The sequence below is a fragment of the Pantoea phyllosphaerae genome, assembly GCF_051025595.1.
In the GTDB taxonomy this organism is placed as follows: domain Bacteria; phylum Pseudomonadota; class Gammaproteobacteria; order Enterobacterales; family Enterobacteriaceae; genus Pantoea.
On record NZ_JBPFDE010000018.1, the window covers coordinates 33,082 to 55,041 of the forward strand.

Genomic DNA, 21,960 nt, shown 5'->3' on the forward strand with positions numbered 1-21,960 from the left:
TCGTCCCCCACTGATAAAAAGCCGGCCCTGCGCCGGTTTTTTTATGGCTCAAGAAGAGAGATGCGGTATGAGCGCTATCCTGACGGATGAGGTCCTTGACGGCCTGAAAGACTCCCCGGCGCACTGGGATGACGCGGCGCTGACCCGCGACACCCTGAAGCAGAAGCTGGAAACCTTCAACGCCTTTCTCTCCACGGCGTTCGACGCCGGCGAATCGGCAGAAACGCTGATTGACGCGCGCACCCTGTTTATCGACCGCCTGCTGCGCCGCCTGTGGCGCTTTTACGGCTTTGACGCCCTGCCCGCTATCGCGCTGGTGGCGGTCGGCGGCTACGGCCGCGGCGAGCTGCATCCCCTTTCCGACGTCGATATCCTGATCCTCAGCCGCGATCCGCTCGACGACGCGAGCGCGCAGCAAACCAGCGAGCTGCTGACGCTGCTGTGGGATCTCAAGCTCGAAGTGGGCCACAGCGTGCGCACGCTGGAGGAGTGTCTGCTGGAGGGGCTGGCCGACCTGACCGTCGCCACCAACCTTATCGAGTCGCGCATGCTGACCGGCGATGTCGCCCTCTTTCTGGAGATGCAAAAGAATATCTTCAGCGAAGGCTTCTGGCCGTCGGCGACCTTTTACGCCGCCAAGATCGAAGAGCAGCAGGCGCGTCACCAGCGCTACCACGGCACCAGCTATAACCTCGAGCCTGACATCAAAAGCAGCCCAGGCGGCCTGCGCGATATCCATACGCTGCAGTGGGTGGCGCGCCGCCACTTCGGCGCCACCACGCTGGATGAAATGGTGGGATTCGGCTTCCTCACCGAAGCGGAACGCAACGAGCTTAACGAATGTCAGGCCTTTCTCTGGCGCATCCGCTTCGCGCTGCATCTGACGCTGACGCGCTACGACAACCGGCTGCTGTTCGACCGTCAGCTTAACGTCGCGCAGCGCCTCAACTACCAGGGCGAAGGCAACGAGCCGGTAGAGCGCATGATGAAGGATTTCTTCCGCGTCACGCGCCGCATCGGCGAGCTGAACCAGATGCTGCTGCAGCTGTTCGATGAAGCGATCCTGGCGCTCTCCACCACCGAAAAGCCGCGTCCGCTGGATGACACCTTTCAGCTGCGCGGCAACCTGATCGACCTGCGCGACGAAACGCTGTTTGAGCGCGAACCGCAGGCGATTCTGCGCATGTTCTACGTGATGGTGCGTAACGAAAACATTCGCGGCATCTACTCCACCACGCTGCGCCAGCTGCGCTACGCGCGCCGTCATCTCAAACAGCCGCTGTGTCAGATCCCGGAAGCGCGCCAGCTTTTTATGTCGATTCTGCGCCATCCGGGCGCGGTCAAGCGCGCGCTGCTGCCGATGCACCGCCACAGCGTGCTCTGGGCCTACACGCCGCTGTGGGGACATATTGTTGGACAGATGCAGTTCGACCTGTTCCACGCCTACACCGTCGATGAGCACACCATCCGCGTGTTGCAGAAGCTGGAGAGCTTTGCCAGCGAGACGACGCGTCCGATGCATCCGCTCTGCGTCGAGCTCTGGCCGCGTCTGCCGCAGCAGGAGCTGCTGCTGATGGCGGCGCTGCTGCACGACATCGCCAAAGGCCGCAACGGCGATCACTCGATTCTCGGCGCGCAGGACGCGCTGGAGTTCGCCGAGCTGCACGGCCTCAACTCGCGCGAGACGCAGCTGGTCGCCTGGCTGGTGCGCCACCATCTGCTGATGTCGGTGACGGCGCAGCGCCGCGATATTCAGGACCCCACCGTGATCCAGCAGTTCGCTGAGGTGATGCAGAATGAGAACCGGCTGCGCTATCTGGTCTGCCTGACCGTAGCCGACATCTGCGCCACCAACGAAACGCTGTGGAACAGCTGGAAACAGAGTCTGCTGCGCGAGCTCTTTTTCGCCACCGAGAAGCAGCTGCGGCGCGGCATGGAGAACAGCCCGGATCTGCGCGAGCGCGTGCGTCATCACCGGCTGCAGGCGCTCGCGCTACTGCGCATGGACAATATCGACGAAGAGCGGCTGCACCATATCTGGAACCGCTGCCGCGCCGACTATTTCCTGCGCCACACGCCCAACCAGCTCGCGTGGCATGCACGTCATTTAATGGAGCACGATCTGCGCCAGCCGCTGGTGCTGGTCAGCCCGCAGGCGACGCGCGGCGGCACCGAGATTTTTATCTGGAGCCCCGATCGCCCTTATCTCTTCGCCACTGTGGCGGGCGAGCTGGACCGTCGCAATCTCAGCGTGCATGACGCGCAGATTTTCACCAGCCGCGACGGCATGGCGATGGACACCTTTATCGTTCTGGAGCCGGACGGCAGTCCGCTGGCGCCCGATCGCCACCTGATGATTCGCCAGGCGCTGGAACAGGCGATCGCGCAGACCAGCTGGAATCCGCCGCGTACGCGCCGTCCGTCGGCGAAGCTGCGCCACTTCAGCGTCGATACCGAAGTCAACTTTCTGCCGACCCATACCGATCGCCGCAGCTATCTGGAGCTGGTGGCGCTCGATCAGCCCGGCCTGCTGGCGCGCGTGGGCGAAGTCTTCGCCGATATGGGCGTCTCGCTGCACGGCGCGCGCATCAGCACCATTGGCGAACGCGTCGAGGATTTGTTTATTCTGGCCAACGGCGAGCGGCGCGCGCTTGACGCGGAAATGCGTAAAGCGTTGCAACAACGGTTGACAGAAGCCCTTAATCCAAACGATAAAGTGTGACCGCAATCGATTTACTTATTTACTCTTTGTGCCGGGACGTGGTCCGGCATGCACCAGACAGATCAGGAAAAAATTATGCAACAGTTACAGAGCGTTATTGAAACGGCCTTCGAGCGTCGCGCTGAGATTACTCCGGCGAGCGTCGATCCGGTGACCCGTGAAGCCATCAACCAGGTGATCGCTCAGCTGGACAGTGGCGCGCTGCGCGTAGCAGAAAAGATCGACGGTCAGTGGGTAACGCATCAGTGGCTGAAGATGGCGGTTCTGCTGTCGTTCCGCATTAACGAAAACCAGGTGATGGAAGGCGCAGAAACCCGCTTTTACGACAAGGTGCCGATGAAGTTCGCCGGCTGGGACGACGCGCGCTTTAAAGCCGCGGGCTTCCGCGTTGTGCCGCCCGCGGCGGTTCGCCAGGGCGCCTGTATCGCACGCAATACCGTGCTGATGCCGTCCTACGTCAATATCGGCGCTTACGTCGACGAAGGCAGCATGGTCGATACCTGGGCGACCGTAGGCTCCTGCGCGCAGATTGGCAAAAACGTTCACCTCTCCGGCGGTGTCGGCATCGGCGGCGTGCTGGAACCGCTGCAGGCAAACCCGACCATCATCGAAGATAACTGCTTTATTGGCGCGCGTTCCGAGATCGTCGAAGGCGTGATCGTGGAAGAAGGCGCCGTGATCTCAATGGGCGTTTACATCGGCCAGAGCACCAAAATCTACGATCGCGAAACCGGTGAAGTGCACTACGGTCGCGTTCCGGCGGGTTCCGTGGTGGTTTCCGGCAACCTGCCCTCTAAAGATGGCAGCTACAGCCTCTACTGCGCGGTTATCGTGAAGAAAGTCGACGCAAAAACGCGCGGCAAAGTCGGCATTAATGAGCTGCTGCGCACTATCGACTAAGCCTTTCTGACGGGCCCTTTGGCCCGTCATCTTTTCTTTACACTTCTCCCGCTGACTACCTGATTCGCGAAACGAATTAACAGGTGCGTTTACTTTTCACCCAGGTCATAATCCGCGCCAGTTATCTCCCGTCGCGCAGTGTTCAATCCGTTTTTTGTCTACAGTTATTTTTGTGCCATGAACACAGATGCGCGCTTCTCTCTTTTTGGTGGAAAAATCGCTATGTATGACAACCTTAAAAGCTTAGGCATTAATAACCCGGACGATATCGATCGCTACAGCCTGCGTCAGGAAGCCAACAACGACATCCTTAAAATTTACTTTCGCAAAGACAAAGGCGAATTCTTCGCCAAGAGCGTGAAGTTTAAATATCCGCGCCAGCGCAAAACCGTGGTCGCAGACAATATTAATCAGGGCTACAAAGAGGTTCAGGAGATCAGCCCGAACCTGCGCTATGTGATCGACGAACTGGATCAGATCTGCCAGCGCGATCAGGTGGAAGTGGATCTGAAACGCAAGATCCTGGCGGATCTGCGCCATCTGGAGAGCGTGGTGACCAATAAAATTGCCGAGATCGAGAGCGATCTGGACAAGCTGACGCGCAATAATCGGTAATACGCCTGCTGTTGCTTGCTGCAGAAGGCCAGCCAACGCTGGCCTTTTTGTCATCTCAGCTCTGCTCGTCCAGCTGCAGCGCCACATAGAGCAGCAGACGATCGTCAAACTGGCTGAGGTTCAGCCCGGTCAGCTCGGAAATGCGGTTCAGCCGATACTCCAGCGTATTACGGTGAATAAAGAGGGCGCGCGCCGTCGCGCTGGGCTGCACGTTATGGGTAAACCAGGCCACCAGCGTGCGCCGCAGCAGACCGTTATTATCCATGCTTTTCAGCCGCGCCAGCGGACGCGCCAGCTCATTCGCCTGCCAGCCGCCGCGCAGGCTGTCGAGCAGCACCGGCAAGACTAAATCCTGATAAAAATAGCTGCGCAACTCCGGCATACGCTGCTTGCCGACCATCATGGTAGTGCGCGCGGTACGATACGAGCGCGCTATGCTGCCAGGCCCGGTAAAATAGTTGCCGAGCGCGATGCGCATCCTCACCTGGCCGCTCTCTTTCATACGCTGCAGCAGCTGTTCGACGCGCTTGCGATGATCCTCCTGGTCGTAGCGCCCGTGTGCATTCAGCGCCGGCTTTAGCACGACCATCTCCGTCAGGGAAACAATGGCGATCAGGTTATCGCGCTCCGGGGTCGTCAGCAGCGTTTGCAGCTGCTGCAGCTCCGACATCGCGCTGTCGACGCCGAGCTGACCGCTGTCTACCTCTACCACCGCCACCACGCGCGGCTGATTGAGATCGATGCCGAGGCGCTGTGCCCATTCGGTCAGCTGCGGCGTCAGGCTTTCGCTACGGATAAGGTTGAGCACCAACTCCTCGCGCAGGCGGCTGTCCTGCGCCAGCATATGCAGCAGCCGGGTCTGCTCCAGCATCATCTCCGCCGTCATGCAGACCAGCTCACCGTAGTGACGCAGCGCGACCGGATCGCCGGTCAGACCGATGACGCCGACGATCTCGCCATCGATGCGCAGCGGCAAATTGATGCCTGGCCGCACGCCGTGCAGATGCTTCGCCACCGCCTCGTCGATATCCACTACGCGCCCCTGAGAGAGCACCAGCAGCGCGCCTTCGTGCAATTCGCCAATACGCTCGCGATCGCCGCTGCCGATGATACGGCCACGCGCATCCATCACGTTGACATTGCTGTCAATAATCTTCATGGTGCGCGCCACGATATCCTGCGCAAGGCGCGCATCAAGATGATAGTTTGCCATCTGTAAATCCTGACAGAGAGTGGATGCTACAGCATACGCATGGCGACGAGGCCAGGCATTGTGCAAATGCATAGAGCCGGACGGGGATTTACAGGTTTTGCGGCTCCGGTCACATTCTCAACCGCGCCCATAAAAAAGGCGGACCGAGGTCCGCCTGATAAGATAAAAAGCGTTACTGCATCAGCAGATAGATGCTGCTGTCACCGCGCTTAACGTTAAGCGCCAGCACTGACGGTTTAGTATCGAGGATTTTACGCAGCTCGCCCAGGTTGGCGACACGCTGCTGGTTAACGCCAAGGATGATATCGCCTTTTTTCAGGCCGATACGCGCTGCGGCGCTGTTAGGCTTCACGTTGTCTACGCGCACCCCTTTATCGCTGCCGCTGTCGTTGCTCAGGTCGGCGCCCTCAATGCCGGTGTAGATGGTGGCAGACTGCACCTTGTCCTGCGTACTCTGCTGCAGTTCGACGGTCACGCTCACGGGTTTGCCGTCGCGCAGCAGGCCAAGCTGCAGTTTAGTGCCGATCGGCAGCGAACCGACTTCGGCGCGCAGAGCGGCAAAGCTGCTCAGCGGCTTGCCGTTCATCGACACCACCACGTCGCCCGCCTTCACGCCCGCTTTCGCTGCGGCGGAGTTCGGCAGCACCTGGCTGACGAAGGCGCCGCGCTGTGCGTCAACCTTCATCGCTTTCGCCAGCTCAGAGTTCAGCTCAGCGCCCAGAATACCCAGCTCGCCGCGTTTCACCTGACCGAACTCCACCATCTGTCCGGTAAGGTTTTTCACCATATTACTCGGGATGGCAAAGCCGATGCCGATATTGCCGCCGTCCGGCGCGAGGATCGCTGTATTGATGCCGATCAGTTCGCCGTTGAGGTTCACCAGCGCGCCGCCTGAGTTGCCGCGGTTAATCGCCGCATCGGTCTGAATAAAGTTTTCGTAGTTTTCGACGTTGAGCCCGCTGCGTCCCAGCGCCGAAACGATGCCTGACGTGACGGTTTCGCCCAGGCCGTAGGGGTTGCCGATGGCGACGGTATAATCGCCAACGCGCAGGTTGTCGGAGTCCGCAATTTTAATTGCCGTCAGGTTTTTCGCATCGATGAGCTGGACCAGCGCGATATCGGAGCGCGGATCCTTGCCAATGACTTTGCCGTCATAGCGGCGGCCATCGCTGAGCTGCACCTGAATTTTGGTCGCATTATCGACAACGTGGTTATTGGTCACCACATAACCTTTTTCAGCGTTGATGATTACACCGGAGCCAAGCGCGCGGAATTTTTCCTGTTGCGTGTTGGGACCCGCGCCGCCCGTGCCGCCCTGACACATCGGCGAACTCTGGAAAGGAGAACCATCCTGGCAGAATGGCGAATCATCGCCGAAGAACTGCTGGAACTGCTGCGGCAGGCGCGGGGTTTTTACCGTGGTGCTGCCTTCAACGCTAATGCTGACCACTGACGGCATCACTTTTTCCAGCATCGGCGCCAGGCTCGGCAGCTGCTGACTGGTAGAAGAGGCCGATTCAGCGGCGAAAACCGCGGCAGGGCTTAACGCCAGGCCAAGACTGAGCGCCAGCGCGCTCAACGTTAGGGTGTTTTTTTTCATTCGTGTTAGTCTCATCCAGTAATAAACGCCAGACCGTTGCTGTGGTCAGTTATGAGATTAATCTTTTAGCGCGAAGTTCCAGCAAAAGTTTGCGGCAAAGGTAAAAATTTATGCACGCCCTTTACAAAACTCCAGTTATTCTACCGCCATGAGTCGGCGATACTCATCCCACGCGTAGAGATCGGTCATCCCGCTAATATAATCCTGAATCAGACGAAAGCGATAATATCTTTCCCACAATAGCCGTTGATATTTATGCTCGACGACCAGCGTACGCATTTTTTGCTGATAGGCTTTGCGGTGTTTTCCGGAAAGTTTATGAAACAGGCGCGTTTCAATCGGATGCTGGCGCAGAAAGTCCTCGTTAATCAGCGTGGTAAAGGCTTCGAACGTTAACGTCATCAAAGGTTGATATATTTCTAACAATCCCTTAATGACGCGATAACCTTGTAATTCCAGCTGTTCAACTTCGGCATGATTAAATACGTGGCGGCGCGCCACCGTTTTAAACATCTGTAATAATCTTCCCTCTTCGCCGTCGTCCTCTAATAGTGCATGATTAAAATCGCCGTTGAAAATAGCGGGCAGATTATCGACGAAACGCTTTACCGCATGGCTGACCAGTACGTTCTGTACGTTAACGCGCAACGACATAAAGAACTGATCGCTTCTGCTGCGACGCTTTTTGTTACAGGCTTCTCGCCATGCCTCGCCGACCGTTCGACTGAAGGCGTCATTATTTTTAATCGGTCCCCAGTTTTTACATAAATAGTCATAAAGCGCATCAATGTTAAATATATCTTTTTCGACGGCGTCATCCAGGTCGGCAATGCAGTAAGAGATATCATCCGCCGCTTCCATAATATAGGTCAGCGGAAAGCGATGATGCTCGTCCATATGGGTCGCTGCGCGCAGATCGGCGATATAGTCGCGTTCAGAGAGGTAAAAACCCGGTTTTTTCATCAGCGCGCTGAACGGCTCGGGCTTCTCGCCCTGCCACCAGGCGGGCGCGGTATATTTCAGGATGCAGGCAACCTGCGAATAGCTGAGATTGAGCTGCAGAAGGGTATGCACCATGCGAATCGCCTGCGCATTACCTTCAAAGTGGCACAGATCCTGGCGGATCATGGCGTTGAGCTGACTGAAATCGGCGCGCTGCTGCTCGCCTTCAACGCCAGCCACCAGCGGGTCCACCAGCTCCAGCGGAAGGTGCTCTTCAAACCAGTCGTTAATGGCTGCCTCGCCGAAATGGCCAAACGGCGGATTGCCGACGTCGTGCAGCAGGCAGGCCATCTCCACCAGACTTTCGAACGCGCCCTCCATCTCGTCCAGCCCGTACTGCGCCAGACCGCCCTGACTTTTCAGGGTTTGCAGGATCTCTTTAGCGATATAGCGTCCCGTCTGCTGCACTTCCAGCGAATGGGTGAGGCGCGAGCGCACAGCGGCATTGCGCTCCAGCGGAAAAACCTGGGTTTTTTGCTGCAGTCGGCGAATCGCCGCCGAATTGATAATACGGCCGCGATCGCTCTCAAAGTGGCGGGTAATATAGTATTCCCCTTCCGGCTCTTTGCGCGTGTTATAAGGGCGAGTAAAACTGATCTTCTTCCTGAAATTAACTGTCGCCATCGTTTCCCCTTATACCTTCGTGAATCAATCCCCTGCCAGCCATGCTAGACTATGCCTCACTTTTTACGACCACTTCCACCACATTAGCGAGACTCTCTTATGAAAGCAGGCATTATTGGCGCGATGGAGCAGGAAGTGACCCTGCTGCGTGACAAAATCGAGAACCGCCAGACCCTGACGCTGGCCGGCTGCGAAATTTACACCGGCACGCTGAACGGCGTTGAGGTCGCTTTGCTGAAATCGGGTATCGGTAAAACCTCGGCGGCGCTGGGCACCACCCTGCTGCTTGAGCTGTGCAAACCAGACCTGGTGATCAACACCGGATCGGCCGGCGGTCTGGCGCCGACGCTCTCGGTCGGCGATATCGTGGTCTCGGACGAAGTGCGCTATCACGACGCCGACGTTACCGCCTTCGGCTACGAGCCAGGCCAGATGGCGGGCTGTCCGGCGGCCTTTACCGCCGATGCGCAGCTGATTGCCGCCGCTGAAGCCTGCATCAGCGAGCTGAACCTGAACGCGGTGCGCGGTCTGGTGGTTAGCGGCGACGCCTTTATCAACGGTGCCGAACCGCTGGCGCGCATTCGCGCTACCTTCCCGCAGGCGATCGCCGTGGAGATGGAAGCGACCGCCATCGGCCATGTCTGCCACCAGTTCAAGGTGCCTTTCGTGGTGGTGCGTGCCATCTCCGACGTTGCCGACAAAGCGTCGCATCTGAGCTTTGAAGAGTTTCTCAGCGTCGCGGCGCAGCAGTCGTCGCTGATGGTAGAGAAGCTGCTGGCGCGCCTGGCGCGTGGCTAAATCGCTCTGGCCGATCGGGCTGCTGCTGTTTTGCAGCAGCCTGTTCGCCGCCGCCCCACGCGTTATCTCGCTCGCTCCCCACCTCACCGAAATGGCGTTTGCCGCCGGCATCACGCCGGTCGCGGTCAGCGCCTGGTCCGACTATCCACCCGCCGCGAAAGCGCTGGAGCAGGTCGCCAACTGGCAAGGCGTGAAGGTCGAGCGCATTCTGGCGCTGAAGCCAGATGTGGTGCTCGCCTGGCGCGGCGGCAATCCGCAGCGCCAGATCGATCAGCTGCAGCGGCTCGGCGTTAAGGTCGAGTGGCTCGATCCCGGTTCGCTGGAGGAGATGGCGGACGCCGTCGCGTCGCTGCAGCGCTGGAGCCCCCAGCCGCAGCAGGCGCTGGAAGCCGCGCAGCAGCTGAAGCAGCAGGAAAAGGCCCTGCGCGCGCGCTACGCCGCCCTGCCCGCCGTGCCGCTTTTCCTGCAGTTTGGTCAGCAACCCTTGTTTACCGCCGCGCGCGATACCCTGCAAAACGACATCATTACGCTGTGCGCCGGAAAGAATATTTTCGCCGACAGCCGCGTCAGCTGGCCGCAGGTCAGCCGCGAGCAGGTGCTGATGCGTCACCCACAGGCGATTGTGGTCGCCGGCGATGCCGCGCAGGCGCAGAGCGTGGCACGCTTCTGGCAGCCTCAGCTCACCGTGCCGGTTATCGCCATTAAGGATGACTGGCTCAGCCGCCCTGGCCCGCGTATGCTGCTGGCGGCAAAACAGCTTTGCGCCGCCCTGCATCCAGAACATTAAATCAGCAGGAAGCGGTTAAAGATCCCGCTAATTTTGCCGTTAATCAATAAATGAGACGCCGACGCCACGTAAGCTCAGCGTCCTTTTATGCGCCTTGCGCATTTTGCACACCAGGAATCAAACATGACCAGAGCCTTGCTGCTGGCCTTCGCGCTCGCGACCGTCGCGCCCTTTGCAACAGCGTCGACCACGGGATCGATAGGCGTTCAGCTGATAATCTATTCGCGCTGTGAAGTTAACAGCCAGCCGCAACGGGCAATGCCGCAGATCGATTGCGGTCGCCGCATCAACGCGCAGCCGCGCGTCACGGAAAGCGTGCTAAAGAAGGATAGTGTTCGTAAGGAAACGGCGAAGCTGGTAACCGTGGAATGGTAAGAAAAAGGCCGTCGCAAGACGGCCTTTTTACATCAGATACTGAAAGAGGAGCCGCAGCCGCAGGTGGTTTTGGCGTTCGGGTTAGTCACGATAAAACGCGATCCTTCCAGACCTTCGGTGTAGTCAACCGAGCCGCCGACCAGGTACTGCAGGCTCATCGGATCCACCACCAGCGCCACGCCCTGTTTCTCAATGGTCATGTCGCCGTCGTTCATTTTGTCGTCAAAGGTGAAACCATACTGAAAGCCGCTGCAACCGCCGCCGGTAATATAGACGCGCAGTTTCAGATCGGGATTCTCTTCGTCGGCAATCAGGTTCTTTACCTTGCTGGCCGCCGCATCGGTAAACTGTAACGGCAGTGCTGCAACATCATCACTCATCTTATACTCCGGTAAAGGTCCAGGCCAGAAAACGACCTCAATTGCCGTATTATCCGCCAGCGCGATAGCGCAATCAAGTTTTGCCCTTCGCACTCTGTGCCGCCAGCCTTCAGCTAAGGTAAATATAGCGCGCCCTTTCCGGCCTTTCGTCCTGCCGTCTTCTTCCCGTAGAATGGCGCGAGATTTTTTATGAACCGCTGGAGCCGAATAAATGAGTAAGTCCGAAAACCTGTTTGCCGAAGCGCAACGCCTGATCCCCGGCGGCGTTAACTCGCCGGTGCGCGCGTTTAACGGCGTAGGCGGCACGCCGCTGTTCATCGAGCGCGCCGACGGCGCGTACCTCTATGACGCCGACGGCAAAGCCTATATCGACTATGTCGGTTCATGGGGGCCGATGGTGCTGGGCCACAACAACGTTGAGATCCGCAACGCGGTCATTGAAGCCGCCGCGCGTGGCCTGAGCTTTGGCGCCCCCACCGAAATGGAAGTGAAGATGGCGCAGCTGGTGTGCGAGCTGGTGCCGAGCATGGATAAGGTGCGCATGGTAAATTCCGGCACCGAAGCGACCATGAGCGCCATTCGCCTGGCGCGCGGCTTTACCGGCCGCGACAAGATCGTGAAGTTTGAAGGCTGCTATCACGGTCATGCCGACTGCCTGCTGGTGAAAGCGGGTTCCGGCGCCCTGACGCTGGGCCAGCCGAACTCCCCCGGCGTGCCGGCCGATTTCGCGCGCCACACTCTGACCTGCACCTATAACGATCTCAACTCGGTACGTACCGCTTTTGAGCAGTATCCGGAAGAGATCGCCTGCATTATCGTCGAGCCGGTCGCGGGCAATATGAACTGTATTCCGCCGCAGCCGGACTTCCTGCCGGGCCTGCGCGCGCTGTGCGACGAATTCGGCGCGCTGCTGATTATCGACGAAGTGATGACCGGCTTCCGCGTGGCGCTGGGCGGCGCGCAGGCGCATTACAACGTGCGGCCAGATCTTACCTGCCTCGGCAAGATTATCGGCGGCGGCATGCCGGTGGGCGCCTTTGGCGGACGCCGCGAAGTGATGGACGCGCTGGCACCGACCGGGCCGGTTTATCAGGCGGGCACCCTTTCCGGCAACCCGATTGCGATGGCGGCCGGTTTCGCCTGCCTGACGCAGATCGCCCAGCCGGGCACTCATCAGACCCTGACCGAGCGCACCACGCAGCTGGCGCAGGGTCTGCTGGCGGCGGCGAAGGCGGAAAATATCCCGCTGGTGGTGAATCACGTCGGCGGCATGTTCGGCATTTTCTTCACCGACGCCGACAGCGTGACCTGCTACGCCGACGTGACGAAGTGCGACGTTGAGCGCTTTAAGCACTTCTTCCACCTGATGCTGGAAGAAGGCGTTTACCTTGCGCCTTCCGCCTTTGAAGCGGGCTTCATGTCGCTGGCGCACAGCGCCGAGGACATTGACCGCACCGTCGACGCCGCGCGTCGCTGTTTTGCGAAGCTGTAAACGCGTTATTCGCTCAGACGGCTAGCCTGTCAAAAAGCGGATGACAGGGGCTGAAGAGCAAAGCGTCCCGCGACAGGGATGTCGCGGGCCGAGCGAGCAGGGATGCCTTGAGCGACTTTGCGATCAGACCCTGTCATCCGCGTGAGCACGCAGTCAACAACGTCAGACCGGCATATTTCCGGTCTTTTTTTACCGCGAGCGTCTTAGCAGCCAGATAAAATAAGGCGCGCCGATAAAGGTCGCCATCAGTCCCGCCGGCAGCTGATCGGGAAACGCCAGCATGCGTCCGCACCAGTCGGCCAGCAGCATCAGCCCTGCGCCGAACAGCCCCGCCATCGCCATCTGCGGCAGCGCGCGGCGGAAGCCGAGCATGCGCGCGATATGCGGCGCCATCAAGCCGACAAAACTCAGCGGCCCGATGGTCAGCGTCGCCGCGGCGGTCAGCGCGGCCGCCAGCAGCATCAGCGCCAGACGCGAGGCGTTGAGCGCCATGCCCGCCGAACGCGCCGTGGCGGCGCCCAGCGGCAGCAGCGTCAGCCAGCGGCTGGCGAGCGGCGCCAGCGCGGTCAAAACCAGCGCCAGCAAGGCGCTCTGCATCGCCGCCTTTGCGCTGATCGTGTAGGTGGAACCGGAAATCCAGCTCAGCAAGCCGCCCATACGCGGATCGCCGCTCGCCAGCAGCAGCATCAGCAGCGTGACGAACGCGCTGTTCAGCGCCATGCCCGCCAGCAGCATACGCTCTGGCGAAAAGCCGCCGCGGCTCGCCACCAGCATAATCACCATCAGCGTTCCCGCCGCGCCCAGCGCGCCCGCTGGCAGCAGAAACGCCAGCGCGTCGCCCGGCACGAAAAACAGCATCACCACCACGCCGAACGCCGCGCCGGAGCTGATGCCCAGCACTTCCGGGCTAGCCATCGGATTGCCGGTCAGCCGCTGAATCAAACAGCCCGCAACGCCGAGCATTAGCCCTACCGCCAGCGCCGCCAGCAGACGCGGCGCGCGCCATGGCAGCAGCTGATGGAACAGTTCGCCGCCTGACCATACCCAGCCGTGCGCATCACGGCCAAAGGCGAGCGCGACCCACGCCAGCCCCCCCAGCAGCGCCAGACCGAGCAGCGACCAGCGCCGCACCGCATGCCGCTCCGGCGGCACGTTATCGCCCATATCGAGCGGGGGCGGCGCCGAGCCGGTGCGCAGGCGCGGCAGCAGCCAGAGCAGCAGCGGCACGCCCGTCAGCGCGGTCAGGGTGCCGGTAGAGACTTCACGCCAGTGAGCGGTGAGCCACAGCACGCAGGCATCCGCCAGCCACAGCAACAGCGCGCCAATCAGCGGCGCCAGCAGCATACGGCTCAGCAGCCGACGCGCCCCCAGCAGCTTCGCCAGCAGCGGCGCGAAGAGACCGATAAAGCCGATAATGCCCGCCACGCTCACCAGCTGCGCGCTGAGCAGGATCGCCAGCGCCAGCGTGCCGACGCGCGCCAGCGCCAGCGCCAGGCCGAGGTTTTTCGCCACGCCGTCATCCAGCCCCATCAGCGTCAGCGGACGCAGCAGCGCCAGCGCCAGCGCGAAGGCGAGCAGCAGACGCGGCCACAGCAGGCTGACATTCTCCCAACCCATCTGGTTGAGCGTGCCGGTGCTCCACAGAAACATTGTCTGCAGCTGGTCGTGATTGAAAATGGCGAAGATCTGGTTCACCGCCCCGCTGTAGAGGCTCAGCACCAGCCCAGAGAGGATCAGCGTAACCGGCGACAGCCGTTTGCCCCAGGCGACGCCGAACACCACCGCCCCAACCGCCAGCGCGCCGATCAGCGCCGCCAGCTGCGTCGTGGCCGTCCCGCCCGGCAGCTGCCACAGCGTGGCGACGGTAATGCCGAGCTGGGCGCCGGACGAGACGCCCAGCGTGGTCGGCTCCGCCAGCGGATTGCGCAGCGCCTGCTGAAACAGCAGGCCCGCCAGCCCCAGTCCGGCGCCGACCAGCAGCGCCAGCCCGAGCCGCGGCAGCAGGCTGTAGTGAAACAGCATCTGATCGATGTTGTTGAGATCCGGCGACAGCAGCGCCTGCGCCCACTGCGCCGACGGCAGCGCCGCGCGCAGGTTGATAACGCTCAGCAGCAGCGCCAGCAGAAAGAGCAGGCTCAGCAGCGCGGCGGGGAAAAAACGATGGCGCATCAGCGCGTCTCCAGCGCGCGTTCCAGCACGCGAACAAAGTGCAGCGCCGACAGGGTCGCGCCGTAGTACCACACCGCCGGAACCCGCTGAAAGCGTCCGGCACGAACAAACGGCAGCGCCTGCCACAGCGGGCTGCGGCTGAGCTGTGCCATATCGGCGTCGTTGGCGTGATCGAAGCAGATCGCCTCGACGTCGCGCAGATGCGCCAGCCGCTCGATGCCAATCACTGCGCTGCCCCAGAAGTTGGTTTCTCCCTGCCACGCATTGGTCAGCCCCAGCTGCTCCATCACCTCCAGAAACAGACTGTTTTTGCCGAATGCCAGCGCATGCCGGCTATCCATCAGCGACATCAGCAGCACCGGGCGCGCGGCATAGGGTGCCAGACGCTGGCGCGCGGCGGCCAGCTCGCGATCCAGCAGTTGCAGATGCGCCTCGGCTTCGGCTTCGCGGCCGATACGCGTCGCCAGCGCGCGCAGCGAATCACGCGCCGCGGAGAGCGGTTTGCCGTCGCCGCGGTTGAGGTCGAAGCCCATAATCGGCGCAATGCGCTTGAGTTTTTCCGGCGGCGGGCCGTAGCCGTTCGAGCAGAGGATCAGCGAGGGCTGCAGCTGGGTCATCAGCTCCAGATTAGGTTCGGTGCGCAGCCCGACGTCCAGGGTCTGCGGCGGCAGCGGCGGCTCGCCGACCCAGATGTTGTAGTTGCGCGTATCGGCGACCGCCAGTGGCGCGACGCCGAGCGCCAGCAGCAGCTCGGTCGGCAGCCACTCCAGCGCGATAATACGCGGCTGTTCAGGCAGGGCAGCGCGCAGCGGCAGCGCATTCAGCCACGGCGTCAGCGCCAGCGCCGCCAGCAGGCGACGACGAGTAATCTCCATGCTCAGGCCCTCAGTAGACAAAGCTGACCGGCGCGCCGCCCTGCGGATGCGGCAGGATACCCATGGGAATGCCGTAAATCGCGCCCAGCACCTCGGCCTGCATCATGCTGTCCGGCGCGCCTTCGGCAATCATCTTGCCACCGCGCAGCGCCACCAGATGGTCGCAGTAGCGCGCCGCCATATTGATATCGTGCAGCACGGCGATCACCGTCAGGCCGCGCTCGCGGCTGAGCCGCTGGATCAGCGCCAGCACCTCAACCTGATGCGCGATATCCAGCGCCGAGGTCGGTTCGTCCAGCAGCAGGCAGCGGCTGTTTTGCGCCACCAGCATCGCCAGCCAGGCGCGCTGACGCTCGCCGCCGGAAAGGCTGTCCACCAGGCGCGCGGCCAGCGGTTTCAGCCCGACCTGCGCAATCGCCTCTTCGACCCGCACGCGATCGTCGTGGCTGAAGCGGCCCAGCGCGCCGTGCCAGGGGTAGCGACCTATCGCCACCAGCTCGCGTACCGTCATGCCTTCGGCGGCGGGCAGCTGCTGCGGCAAATAGGCGACTTCGCGCGCGAAAGCTTTGCCGTTCCACGCCTCAACCGGCGTCGCGTTAAGCAGCACGCGCCCCTCACTGGGGCTCTGGTGCCGTCCCAGCATTTTCAGCAAGGTCGATTTTCCGGATCCGTTATGGCCGATAAGCGCGGTCACGTTGCCCGGCGGAAAGGTTAACGAGAGCGGATGCAGCAGCGTGCGGCCGGGCACGTGAAAGCTGACATTATCCAGCGAAAAAGTGGCTGCGTCGTGCGAAGGCTGCATGATCCTCCCAGGTTAAACGGGCACCGCGGCGCCCGGTTGCATCAAAAACGAAAAGTGGCGGCGCCGACAATTTGACGCTCTGCGCGCCAGTAGCAGGCGTCGTCGCGGTCAATCAGTTTTTTCACGTTGACGCCCACCGACGAGCCCGACAGACCGGAGCGGCCAGGGTCATATTTCAGCCTCGCATCCACCGTGGTGTATCCGGCGACGTCGAGATTCTGATTTAAAACTGCGCCGTCCGGATAACAAGGAAAAGTCGTTCGCGCATTCATGGTCGTGTCTCTTGAATAAAGTCGTAGGCAGGCGAATGAAAACGAGAATGATTATTATGCCGAATGGATTCTAGGCGAAACGCTTTACTCTCTGCAAGGGATAATCCCGCGCGCAGCGCCGTCTGGCGGCCAGTCGCGTACTATTGGCCGGGCATAAAAAAAGGGCGCCGTAGCACCCTTTTTAACCGACGGTTTAGTTGCCGCCGAACATATCTTTGATCCAGCCCGCGACGCCGTCGCTCTCTTTCTTCTCCGGCTGCTGCTGCGGTTGCTGCTGCATCTGCTGCTGATTTTGCTGCTGGTTCTGCTGCTCCTGCAACTGCTGCTGCTGCTGGAACAGCTGTTGCTGCTGCTGGCAGAGAGCGTCGGGATCGAGCGACCATACCGGCAGCGAGCGCCAGGTGCTGCTGCCGTTGCCGCAGACGAAATTGCCTGCGGAATCGATGTTCATCATCGAGACATCTTCCGGCGGCGTCAGCACCAGCGGCATCGGTGCCTGATTGTCCAGGTAGCGGCGGTAGATCTGCATCGCACCGCTGGCACCGTACAGCTTGCTCGGCTGGTTATTGTCGCGCCCCACCCAGGTAATGGCGACCTCTTTGCCGTCGACCCCGGCGAACCAGCTGTCGATCAGGTCGTTGGTGGTACCGGTTTTACCTGCCAGATGCGCTTTCGGATAACGCGCGCCCAGCGCGCGCGCCGTACCGTGATCGGCGACCTGCTGCATGGTATAGAGCGTCAGATAGGCGGCCTGCGCCGGCTCTACGCGCTGCGCCTGCGGGTAGCTCTGATAGAGCACGGTGCCGTCTTCAGCAATCACCGAGCGCACCGCCGACAGCGAGGCGCGGTTGCCGCCGCTGGCGATCGACTGGAACGCCTGCGCCACTTCGATCGGCGTCAGGTTAAGCGCGCCGAGCAGCATCGACGGCACCGGGTTGAGCTGATCTTTCGGCACGCCCAGTTTGGTCCAGGTATCCACAACCGCGTCCAGCCCCAGCGTCATGCCGAGATTGACCGTCGGCACGTTCATGGAGTTGGTCAGCGCGTCCACCAGCATTACCTTGCCGCTGAAGCGACGATCGTCGTTCATCGGTTTCCAGACGGTGCCGTTCGGCTGCTTCAGCGCGATCGGCTCATCGGCGATCCAGCTGTTGAGACGGTAGGTGTTGGGCTGGCTGAGCGCGGTCAGATAGGTCGCCGGTTTCGCCAGCGAGCCGATAGAGCGACGCGCCTGCAGCGCGCGGTTGTAGCCAGCGAACTGCGGATCGGCGCCGCCGACCATGGCGCGCACTTCGCCGCTGAAGCGATCGACCACCACCATCGCGGTTTCCAGATCTTTCAGGCCGCGCTGTTTTTTCAGCGCCGGAATGCCGTCGAGCACCGCTTTTTCCGCCGCGTCCTGCGAGACCGGATCGAGGGTGGTGAAGATCTTCACGCCAGAGAGATCTTTGACCTTGTCGCCCAGCTTCGCCTGCAGCTCGTTACGCACCATCTGCATAAAGGCGGGCTGCGGCGTGATGACGCCGCCTTTCGGCTGTACGCCGAGCGGGCGCGCCGAGAGCATGTCGTAGAGCTCCTGGTCGATCACCTTCTGCTGCTGCAGCAGGCGCAGCACCAGATTGCGTCGCTCCAGCGCCAGCTTCGGATTGCGCCACGGGTTATAGAGCGAGGCCCCTTTCACCATGCCCACCAGCATCGCCTGCTGATCGAGGCTCAGCTCGTCGACCGGACGGCCGAAGTAGTAGAGGCTCGCCAGCGGGAAGCCGCGGATCTGGTCGTTGCCTGCCTGACCGAGATAGACCTCGTTCAGGTAGAGCTCCAGGATGCGATCCTTGCTGTAGCGCGCGTCCATAATCACCGCCATATAGGCTTCGCGCGCTTTACGCCACAGTGAACGCTCGTTGGTCAGGAACAGGTTTTTTACCAGCTGCTGCGTCAGGGTACTGCCGCCCTGCACCGCTTTCCCGGCCGTGATATTGGCGAGGAAGGCGCGACCAATTGAGTAAGGGCTGATGCCGTCATGCTCATAGAAATGACGGTCTTCGGTAGCGATCAGCGTATCGACCAGCAGATCCGGGAAGCCGGCGCGCGGCACAAACAGGCGCTGCTCGCCGTTGGGCGACTGCAGCATGGTGATCAGGCGCGGATCGAGGCGGAAGAAGCCAAAGTCGCGGCCGGAGTCGAGGTTTTTAATCTCGCCCAGCTCATCGCCGTCGAACACCATCTGCGCGTGCACCTGGCCCTCTTTGCTGTCAGGGAAGTCGAACGGGCGGCGCAGCAGATCGATGGTGTTGCCTTTCACCGAGAATTCGCCGGGACGCGTGATGCGCGACACCTCGCGATACTGCGTGCCTTCCAGCAGCGCAATCATCTCTTTCTTGTTGTAGGCCATGCCCGGCTCCAGGCTGACCATGCGGCCGTAGACGGTGGCGGGCAGCTGCCACACTTTGCCGTCGATGCGGGCACGAATCTCCGAGTCGAGGTAGACGCCCCAGGCGGCCATAATTACCACAAACACGAGGAACAGCTTGATCAGCCAGCCTAACCAGCGGCGCTTCCCGCGCGGCGGACGCTTTCCTTTACTTTTACGCGGCACAGGCGCTTCCTCCTCAACTTCATCGGCAAAATCATCATTTTCAAAATCGTCTTCATCCCTGCGGCGACCCCGGCGCGTAGCGTTACGCGGCGGCTTGGGTTGTTTTCCTTTGCGCCCAATGGGTTCGCGATCGTTCCCAGACATTGGTTTCATTCTCCAGGCATTACGTTGGCTGCGCCGATACTCTAGCGACTTTTACCTTTTCCGCATGGCGGAACCCTCTGAAATCGATCCAGCGGGCTCAACCCTGCGGGGAATATTTTTTGGTGCGCCTGGTAGGCAGCGCGCTGGCCGGATCGTCGGGCCAAGGATGGCGGGGATAGCGCCCTTTCATCTCTTTCTGCACCTCCGGCCAGGCGCCGCGCCAGAAGGCGGCCAGGTCGCGGGTAATCTGCAACGGCCGCTGCGCAGGCGACAACAGCTCCAGCACCAGCGGCACGCGCCCTTCCGCCACGGCGGGATTGCTCGCCTCGCCGAACATCTCCTGAATGCGCACCGCCAGCGCGGGCGGCTTATCGGCATGATAGCGAATGGGCAGCCGGCTGCCGGTCGGCACAGTGTAATGAGTTGGCAGCGCACTATCCAGCCGCTGGCGTTGCGACCATGTGAGCAAATGTAATAGCGCGCTAACAAGGTTGACCGCCTGCAGCGATTTTAGATCGCGCACCGCGCCCATCTCCGGCAGCAGCCAGCGGTCGAGCGACGCCAGCAGCGATTCGTCGTCCACGGCGGGCCACGGCTCCTCCGGCAGCCACTGCGCCGCGCACTGCAGCCGCACGCGCAGCTGCTGCGCCGCCTCGCTCCAGCCCAGCACACCCAGGCCTTTTTGCGCCACCCAGCGCAATATTGCGGCGTGCAGCACCTCGGGTTCCGGGCGCGCCATCGGCTGCGCCTTCAGCACCAGCGCGCCAATCTGCTCGCGGCGCAGCGCGCGCAGCGTGCCCTTCTCTTCGTCCCACTCGACTTCGGCGCGCACCTCGACCAGCTCCGGCCGCGCCTGGCGCAGCGCATCGATATCGATCGGCAGCGCCAGCAGCATGCGCGCGTCCGGTGCCGCGCTGCCCTGCAGCAAGGCGGGTGCGATCAGCCATTCGTAGCGGTTCAGCCCCTCTTGCGTATCGAGCATCGCGCCCAGCCCGTTGGCGAGCTGATAGCGGCCGCCATTGTCGCGCCGCCGCGCCAGTCGGTCGCTGAAGCCCGCCGCCAGCAGCGCGGGAAAGCGATCTTCATCGACGCGACCGCCGCTGACGCCAAGCCGCGTCTGCCACTGCTTTGCGCGCCGCTGCCACTGCGGCTGCGGGCGATGCAGCGCGTCACGCAGATCGGGCGAGCCGCTGCGCGGCGGATCCTCCAGAATCGCCACCAGCAGCGCGGCGCTGGCGGCTGCGTCAGGCGTTTGCCCGGCGGCGCAGAGCACGGCGCTGAGGCGCGGATCGCCGCCGAGCTGCGCCATGCGGCGTCCCGTCGCGCTCAGCTTGCCGCTTTCGTCCAGCGCGCCAAGTCGGGTCAGCAGCGCGCGCGCCGCGCGCAGGTGTTTTTCCGGCGGCGCATCGAGCCAGGTCAGCTGATCCGGCTGCTGGCAGCCCCACTGCAGCAATTCGATCCACAGCGCGGCAAGATCGCTGTGCATCATTTCCGCCTCGCTCTGCGCGGCGGCGCGCGACGCCTGCTCTTCGGGGATCAGATGCAGGCAGATGCCGGGCATCAGACGCCCGGCGCGGCCGGCGCGCTGCGTCATCGACGCCTGGCTGACGCGCTGGGTCAGCAGCCGCGTGACGCCGCTGCGCGCGTCGAACTGCGCGGCGCGCTCCAGCGCGCTGTCCACCACCAGCCGGATCCCTTCGATAGTCAGGCTGGTTTCAGCAATATTGGTGGCGAGCACCACTTTGCGGCGGCCAGGCGGCGCGGGCAGGATAGCGCGGCGCTGCGCCGCCAGCGGCAGCGCGCCATAAAGCGGCGTCAAATCGACGTCGTCCGCGACGCGCGACGCCAGCTCACGCTCTACGCGCTTAATTTCTGCCACGCCGGGCAGAAACAGCAGCAGCGAGCCGCTCTCTTCGCGCAGCAGCTGCGCCGTTTCGCGCGCTACCGCCTCTTCAAAGCGCAGCGTGGCGCTGAGCGAGGCGAAGCGGCGCGTCACGGGATAGCTGCGCCCTTCGGAGACAATCAGCGGCGCGTCGGGCAGCAGTGCCGAGAGGCGCGCGTTGTCCAGCGTCGCCGACATCAGCAGGATTTTCAGATCGTCCCTCAGCCCCTGCTGCACGTCGAGCAGCAGCGCCAGCGCCAGATCCGCCTGCAGGCTGCGCTCGTGGAATTCGTCGAGGATCACCAGCGACACGCCGCTCAGCTCGGGATCGCGCTGCAGCATGCGCGTCAGGATGCCTTCCGTCACCACCTCCAGCCGGGTAGTCGGCCCGATGCAGCTCTCGCCTCGCATGCGAAAGCCGACGGTGCCGCCGGGCTGCTCGCCGAGCTGCTCCGCCAGGCGCTGCGCCACGTTGCGCGCCGCCAGCCGACGCGGCTCCAGCATAATAATGCGGCCTGGCAGGTTCGCCTGCCGCAGCAGCTGCAGCGGCAGCCAGGTCGATTTGCCCGCGCCGGTGGGGGCCGCCAGCAGGATTTGCGGCGCGGCGTCGAGCGCCTGAAGCAGGTCGGGCAGCACGGCGCTGACCGGTAAATCACTCACGGCAAACTCCCGTTCAGCCTGTGTTAAGATGGCGCGCATTGTAGCACTCATC

General features: G+C 61.9%; 16 protein-coding genes and 1 pseudogene. 7 read left to right on the forward strand and 10 right to left on the reverse strand.

All coding sequences use genetic code 11. The features are described from left to right. Nucleotides 1–67 precede the first annotated feature (67 nt). The 3 genes from glnD (at nt 68) to ACR6A7_RS18935 (ending at nt 4,237) form a co-directional block, all read left to right on the forward strand. Complete coding sequence (gene glnD, locus ACR6A7_RS18925; RefSeq protein WP_434126808.1) at nt 68–2,722, forward strand: bifunctional uridylyltransferase/uridylyl-removing protein GlnD; 2,655 nt, start codon at nt 68–70, stop codon at nt 2,720–2,722. Between the two features lie 75 nt (nt 2,723–2,797). Beyond that, entirely contained in the window at nt 2,798–3,622 is an 825-nt protein-coding gene (gene dapD / locus ACR6A7_RS18930; RefSeq protein ID WP_434126810.1) for a 2,3,4,5-tetrahydropyridine-2,6-dicarboxylate N-succinyltransferase, read from the forward strand. A gap of 222 nt (nt 3,623–3,844) precedes the next feature. Beyond that, complete coding sequence (locus ACR6A7_RS18935) at nt 3,845–4,237, forward strand: DUF3461 family protein (protein WP_371245125.1); 393 nt, start codon at nt 3,845–3,847, stop codon at nt 4,235–4,237. 55 nt (nt 4,238–4,292) lie between these two features. On the opposite strand, the gene ACR6A7_RS18940 is transcribed toward ACR6A7_RS18935, so the two are convergent. The 3 genes from ACR6A7_RS18940 to dgt form a co-directional block, all read right to left on the reverse strand. After that, on the reverse strand, nt 4,293–5,450 hold the full coding sequence (locus ACR6A7_RS18940) for a CdaR family transcriptional regulator (RefSeq protein WP_434126811.1): 1,158 nt from the start codon (nt 5,448–5,450) through the stop codon (nt 4,293–4,295). 172 nt (nt 5,451–5,622) lie between these two features. Further along, nucleotides 5,623–7,050 carry a serine endoprotease DegP gene (degP, locus tag ACR6A7_RS18945; protein ID WP_434126813.1) on the reverse strand — a complete coding sequence of 476 codons (1,428 nt, stop codon included), beginning with the start codon at nt 7,048–7,050 and terminating at the stop codon, nt 5,623–5,625. 135 nt (nt 7,051–7,185) lie between these two features. Beyond that, the gene (gene dgt, locus ACR6A7_RS18950; RefSeq protein WP_434126814.1) at nt 7,186–8,676 is read right to left on the reverse strand and encodes a dGTPase; all 1,491 of its coding nucleotides are present in this window, start codon (nt 8,674–8,676) and stop codon (nt 7,186–7,188) included. A 99-nt stretch (nt 8,677–8,775) separates the two neighbouring features. On the opposite strand from dgt, the gene mtnN reads away from it, so the two are divergent. The 3 genes from mtnN to ACR6A7_RS18965 all read left to right on the forward strand — a co-directional run bounded on the left by mtnN (nt 8,776) and on the right by ACR6A7_RS18965 (nt 10,636). Continuing rightward, nucleotides 8,776–9,474: a 5'-methylthioadenosine/S-adenosylhomocysteine nucleosidase gene (mtnN, locus tag ACR6A7_RS18955; RefSeq protein ID WP_033749569.1), complete on the forward strand. Its 699-nt coding sequence runs from the start codon at nt 8,776–8,778 to the stop codon at nt 9,472–9,474. Next, nucleotides 9,467–10,261 (forward strand): vitamin B12 ABC transporter substrate-binding protein BtuF, encoded by a 795-nt coding sequence (gene btuF / locus ACR6A7_RS18960; RefSeq protein WP_434126816.1) that lies wholly within the window; start codon nt 9,467–9,469, stop codon nt 10,259–10,261. Before mtnN ends, btuF begins: the two co-directional genes overlap by 8 nt. Nucleotides 10,262–10,384: 123 nt before the next feature. Continuing rightward, the gene (locus tag ACR6A7_RS18965) at nt 10,385–10,636 is read left to right on the forward strand and encodes a hypothetical protein (protein WP_434126818.1); all 252 of its coding nucleotides are present in this window, start codon (nt 10,385–10,387) and stop codon (nt 10,634–10,636) included. Between the two features lie 32 nt (nt 10,637–10,668). On the opposite strand, the gene erpA is transcribed toward ACR6A7_RS18965, so the two are convergent. Continuing rightward, nucleotides 10,669–11,016 carry an iron-sulfur cluster insertion protein ErpA gene (gene erpA, locus ACR6A7_RS18970; protein ID WP_033749565.1) on the reverse strand — a complete coding sequence of 116 codons (348 nt, stop codon included), beginning with the start codon at nt 11,014–11,016 and terminating at the stop codon, nt 10,669–10,671. Between the two features lie 211 nt (nt 11,017–11,227). On the opposite strand from erpA, the gene hemL reads away from it, so the two are divergent. Continuing rightward, the gene (gene hemL / locus ACR6A7_RS18975; RefSeq protein WP_434126820.1) at nt 11,228–12,508 is read left to right on the forward strand and encodes a glutamate-1-semialdehyde 2,1-aminomutase; all 1,281 of its coding nucleotides are present in this window, start codon (nt 11,228–11,230) and stop codon (nt 12,506–12,508) included. Nucleotides 12,509–12,697: 189 nt separating this feature from the next. Here the strand turns inward: hemL and fhuB are convergent, their stop codons facing one another. From fhuB to hrpB, 6 genes and pseudogenes are all read right to left on the reverse strand, one after another. Next, a complete protein-coding gene (gene fhuB, locus ACR6A7_RS18980) occupies nt 12,698–14,677 on the reverse strand; it encodes a Fe(3+)-hydroxamate ABC transporter permease FhuB (protein WP_434126822.1) in 1,980 nt (659 codons plus the stop codon). Continuing rightward, on the reverse strand, nt 14,677–15,552 hold the full coding sequence (fhuD, locus tag ACR6A7_RS18985) for a Fe(3+)-hydroxamate ABC transporter substrate-binding protein FhuD (RefSeq protein ID WP_434126824.1): 876 nt from the start codon (nt 15,550–15,552) through the stop codon (nt 14,677–14,679). The genes fhuB and fhuD overlap by 1 nt, the downstream gene beginning before the upstream one ends. Before the next feature lie 10 nt (nt 15,553–15,562). Next, nucleotides 15,563–16,354: a Fe3+-hydroxamate ABC transporter ATP-binding protein FhuC gene (fhuC, locus tag ACR6A7_RS18990; protein ID WP_434126826.1), complete on the reverse strand. Its 792-nt coding sequence runs from the start codon at nt 16,352–16,354 to the stop codon at nt 15,563–15,565. Nucleotides 16,355–16,395: 41 nt separating this feature from the next. Next, a pseudogene (locus tag ACR6A7_RS18995) lies at nt 16,396–16,599 on the reverse strand (hypothetical protein); the annotation flags it as partial. Between the two features lie 220 nt (nt 16,600–16,819). Continuing rightward, nucleotides 16,820–19,366 (reverse strand): bifunctional glycosyl transferase/transpeptidase, encoded by a 2,547-nt coding sequence (gene mrcB, locus ACR6A7_RS19000; protein ID WP_434126828.1) that lies wholly within the window; start codon nt 19,364–19,366, stop codon nt 16,820–16,822. A 97-nt stretch (nt 19,367–19,463) separates the two neighbouring features. Beyond that, nucleotides 19,464–21,947: an ATP-dependent helicase HrpB gene (hrpB, locus tag ACR6A7_RS19005; protein WP_434126829.1), complete on the reverse strand. Its 2,484-nt coding sequence runs from the start codon at nt 21,945–21,947 to the stop codon at nt 19,464–19,466. Between the last annotated feature and the right edge of the window lie 13 nt (nt 21,948–21,960).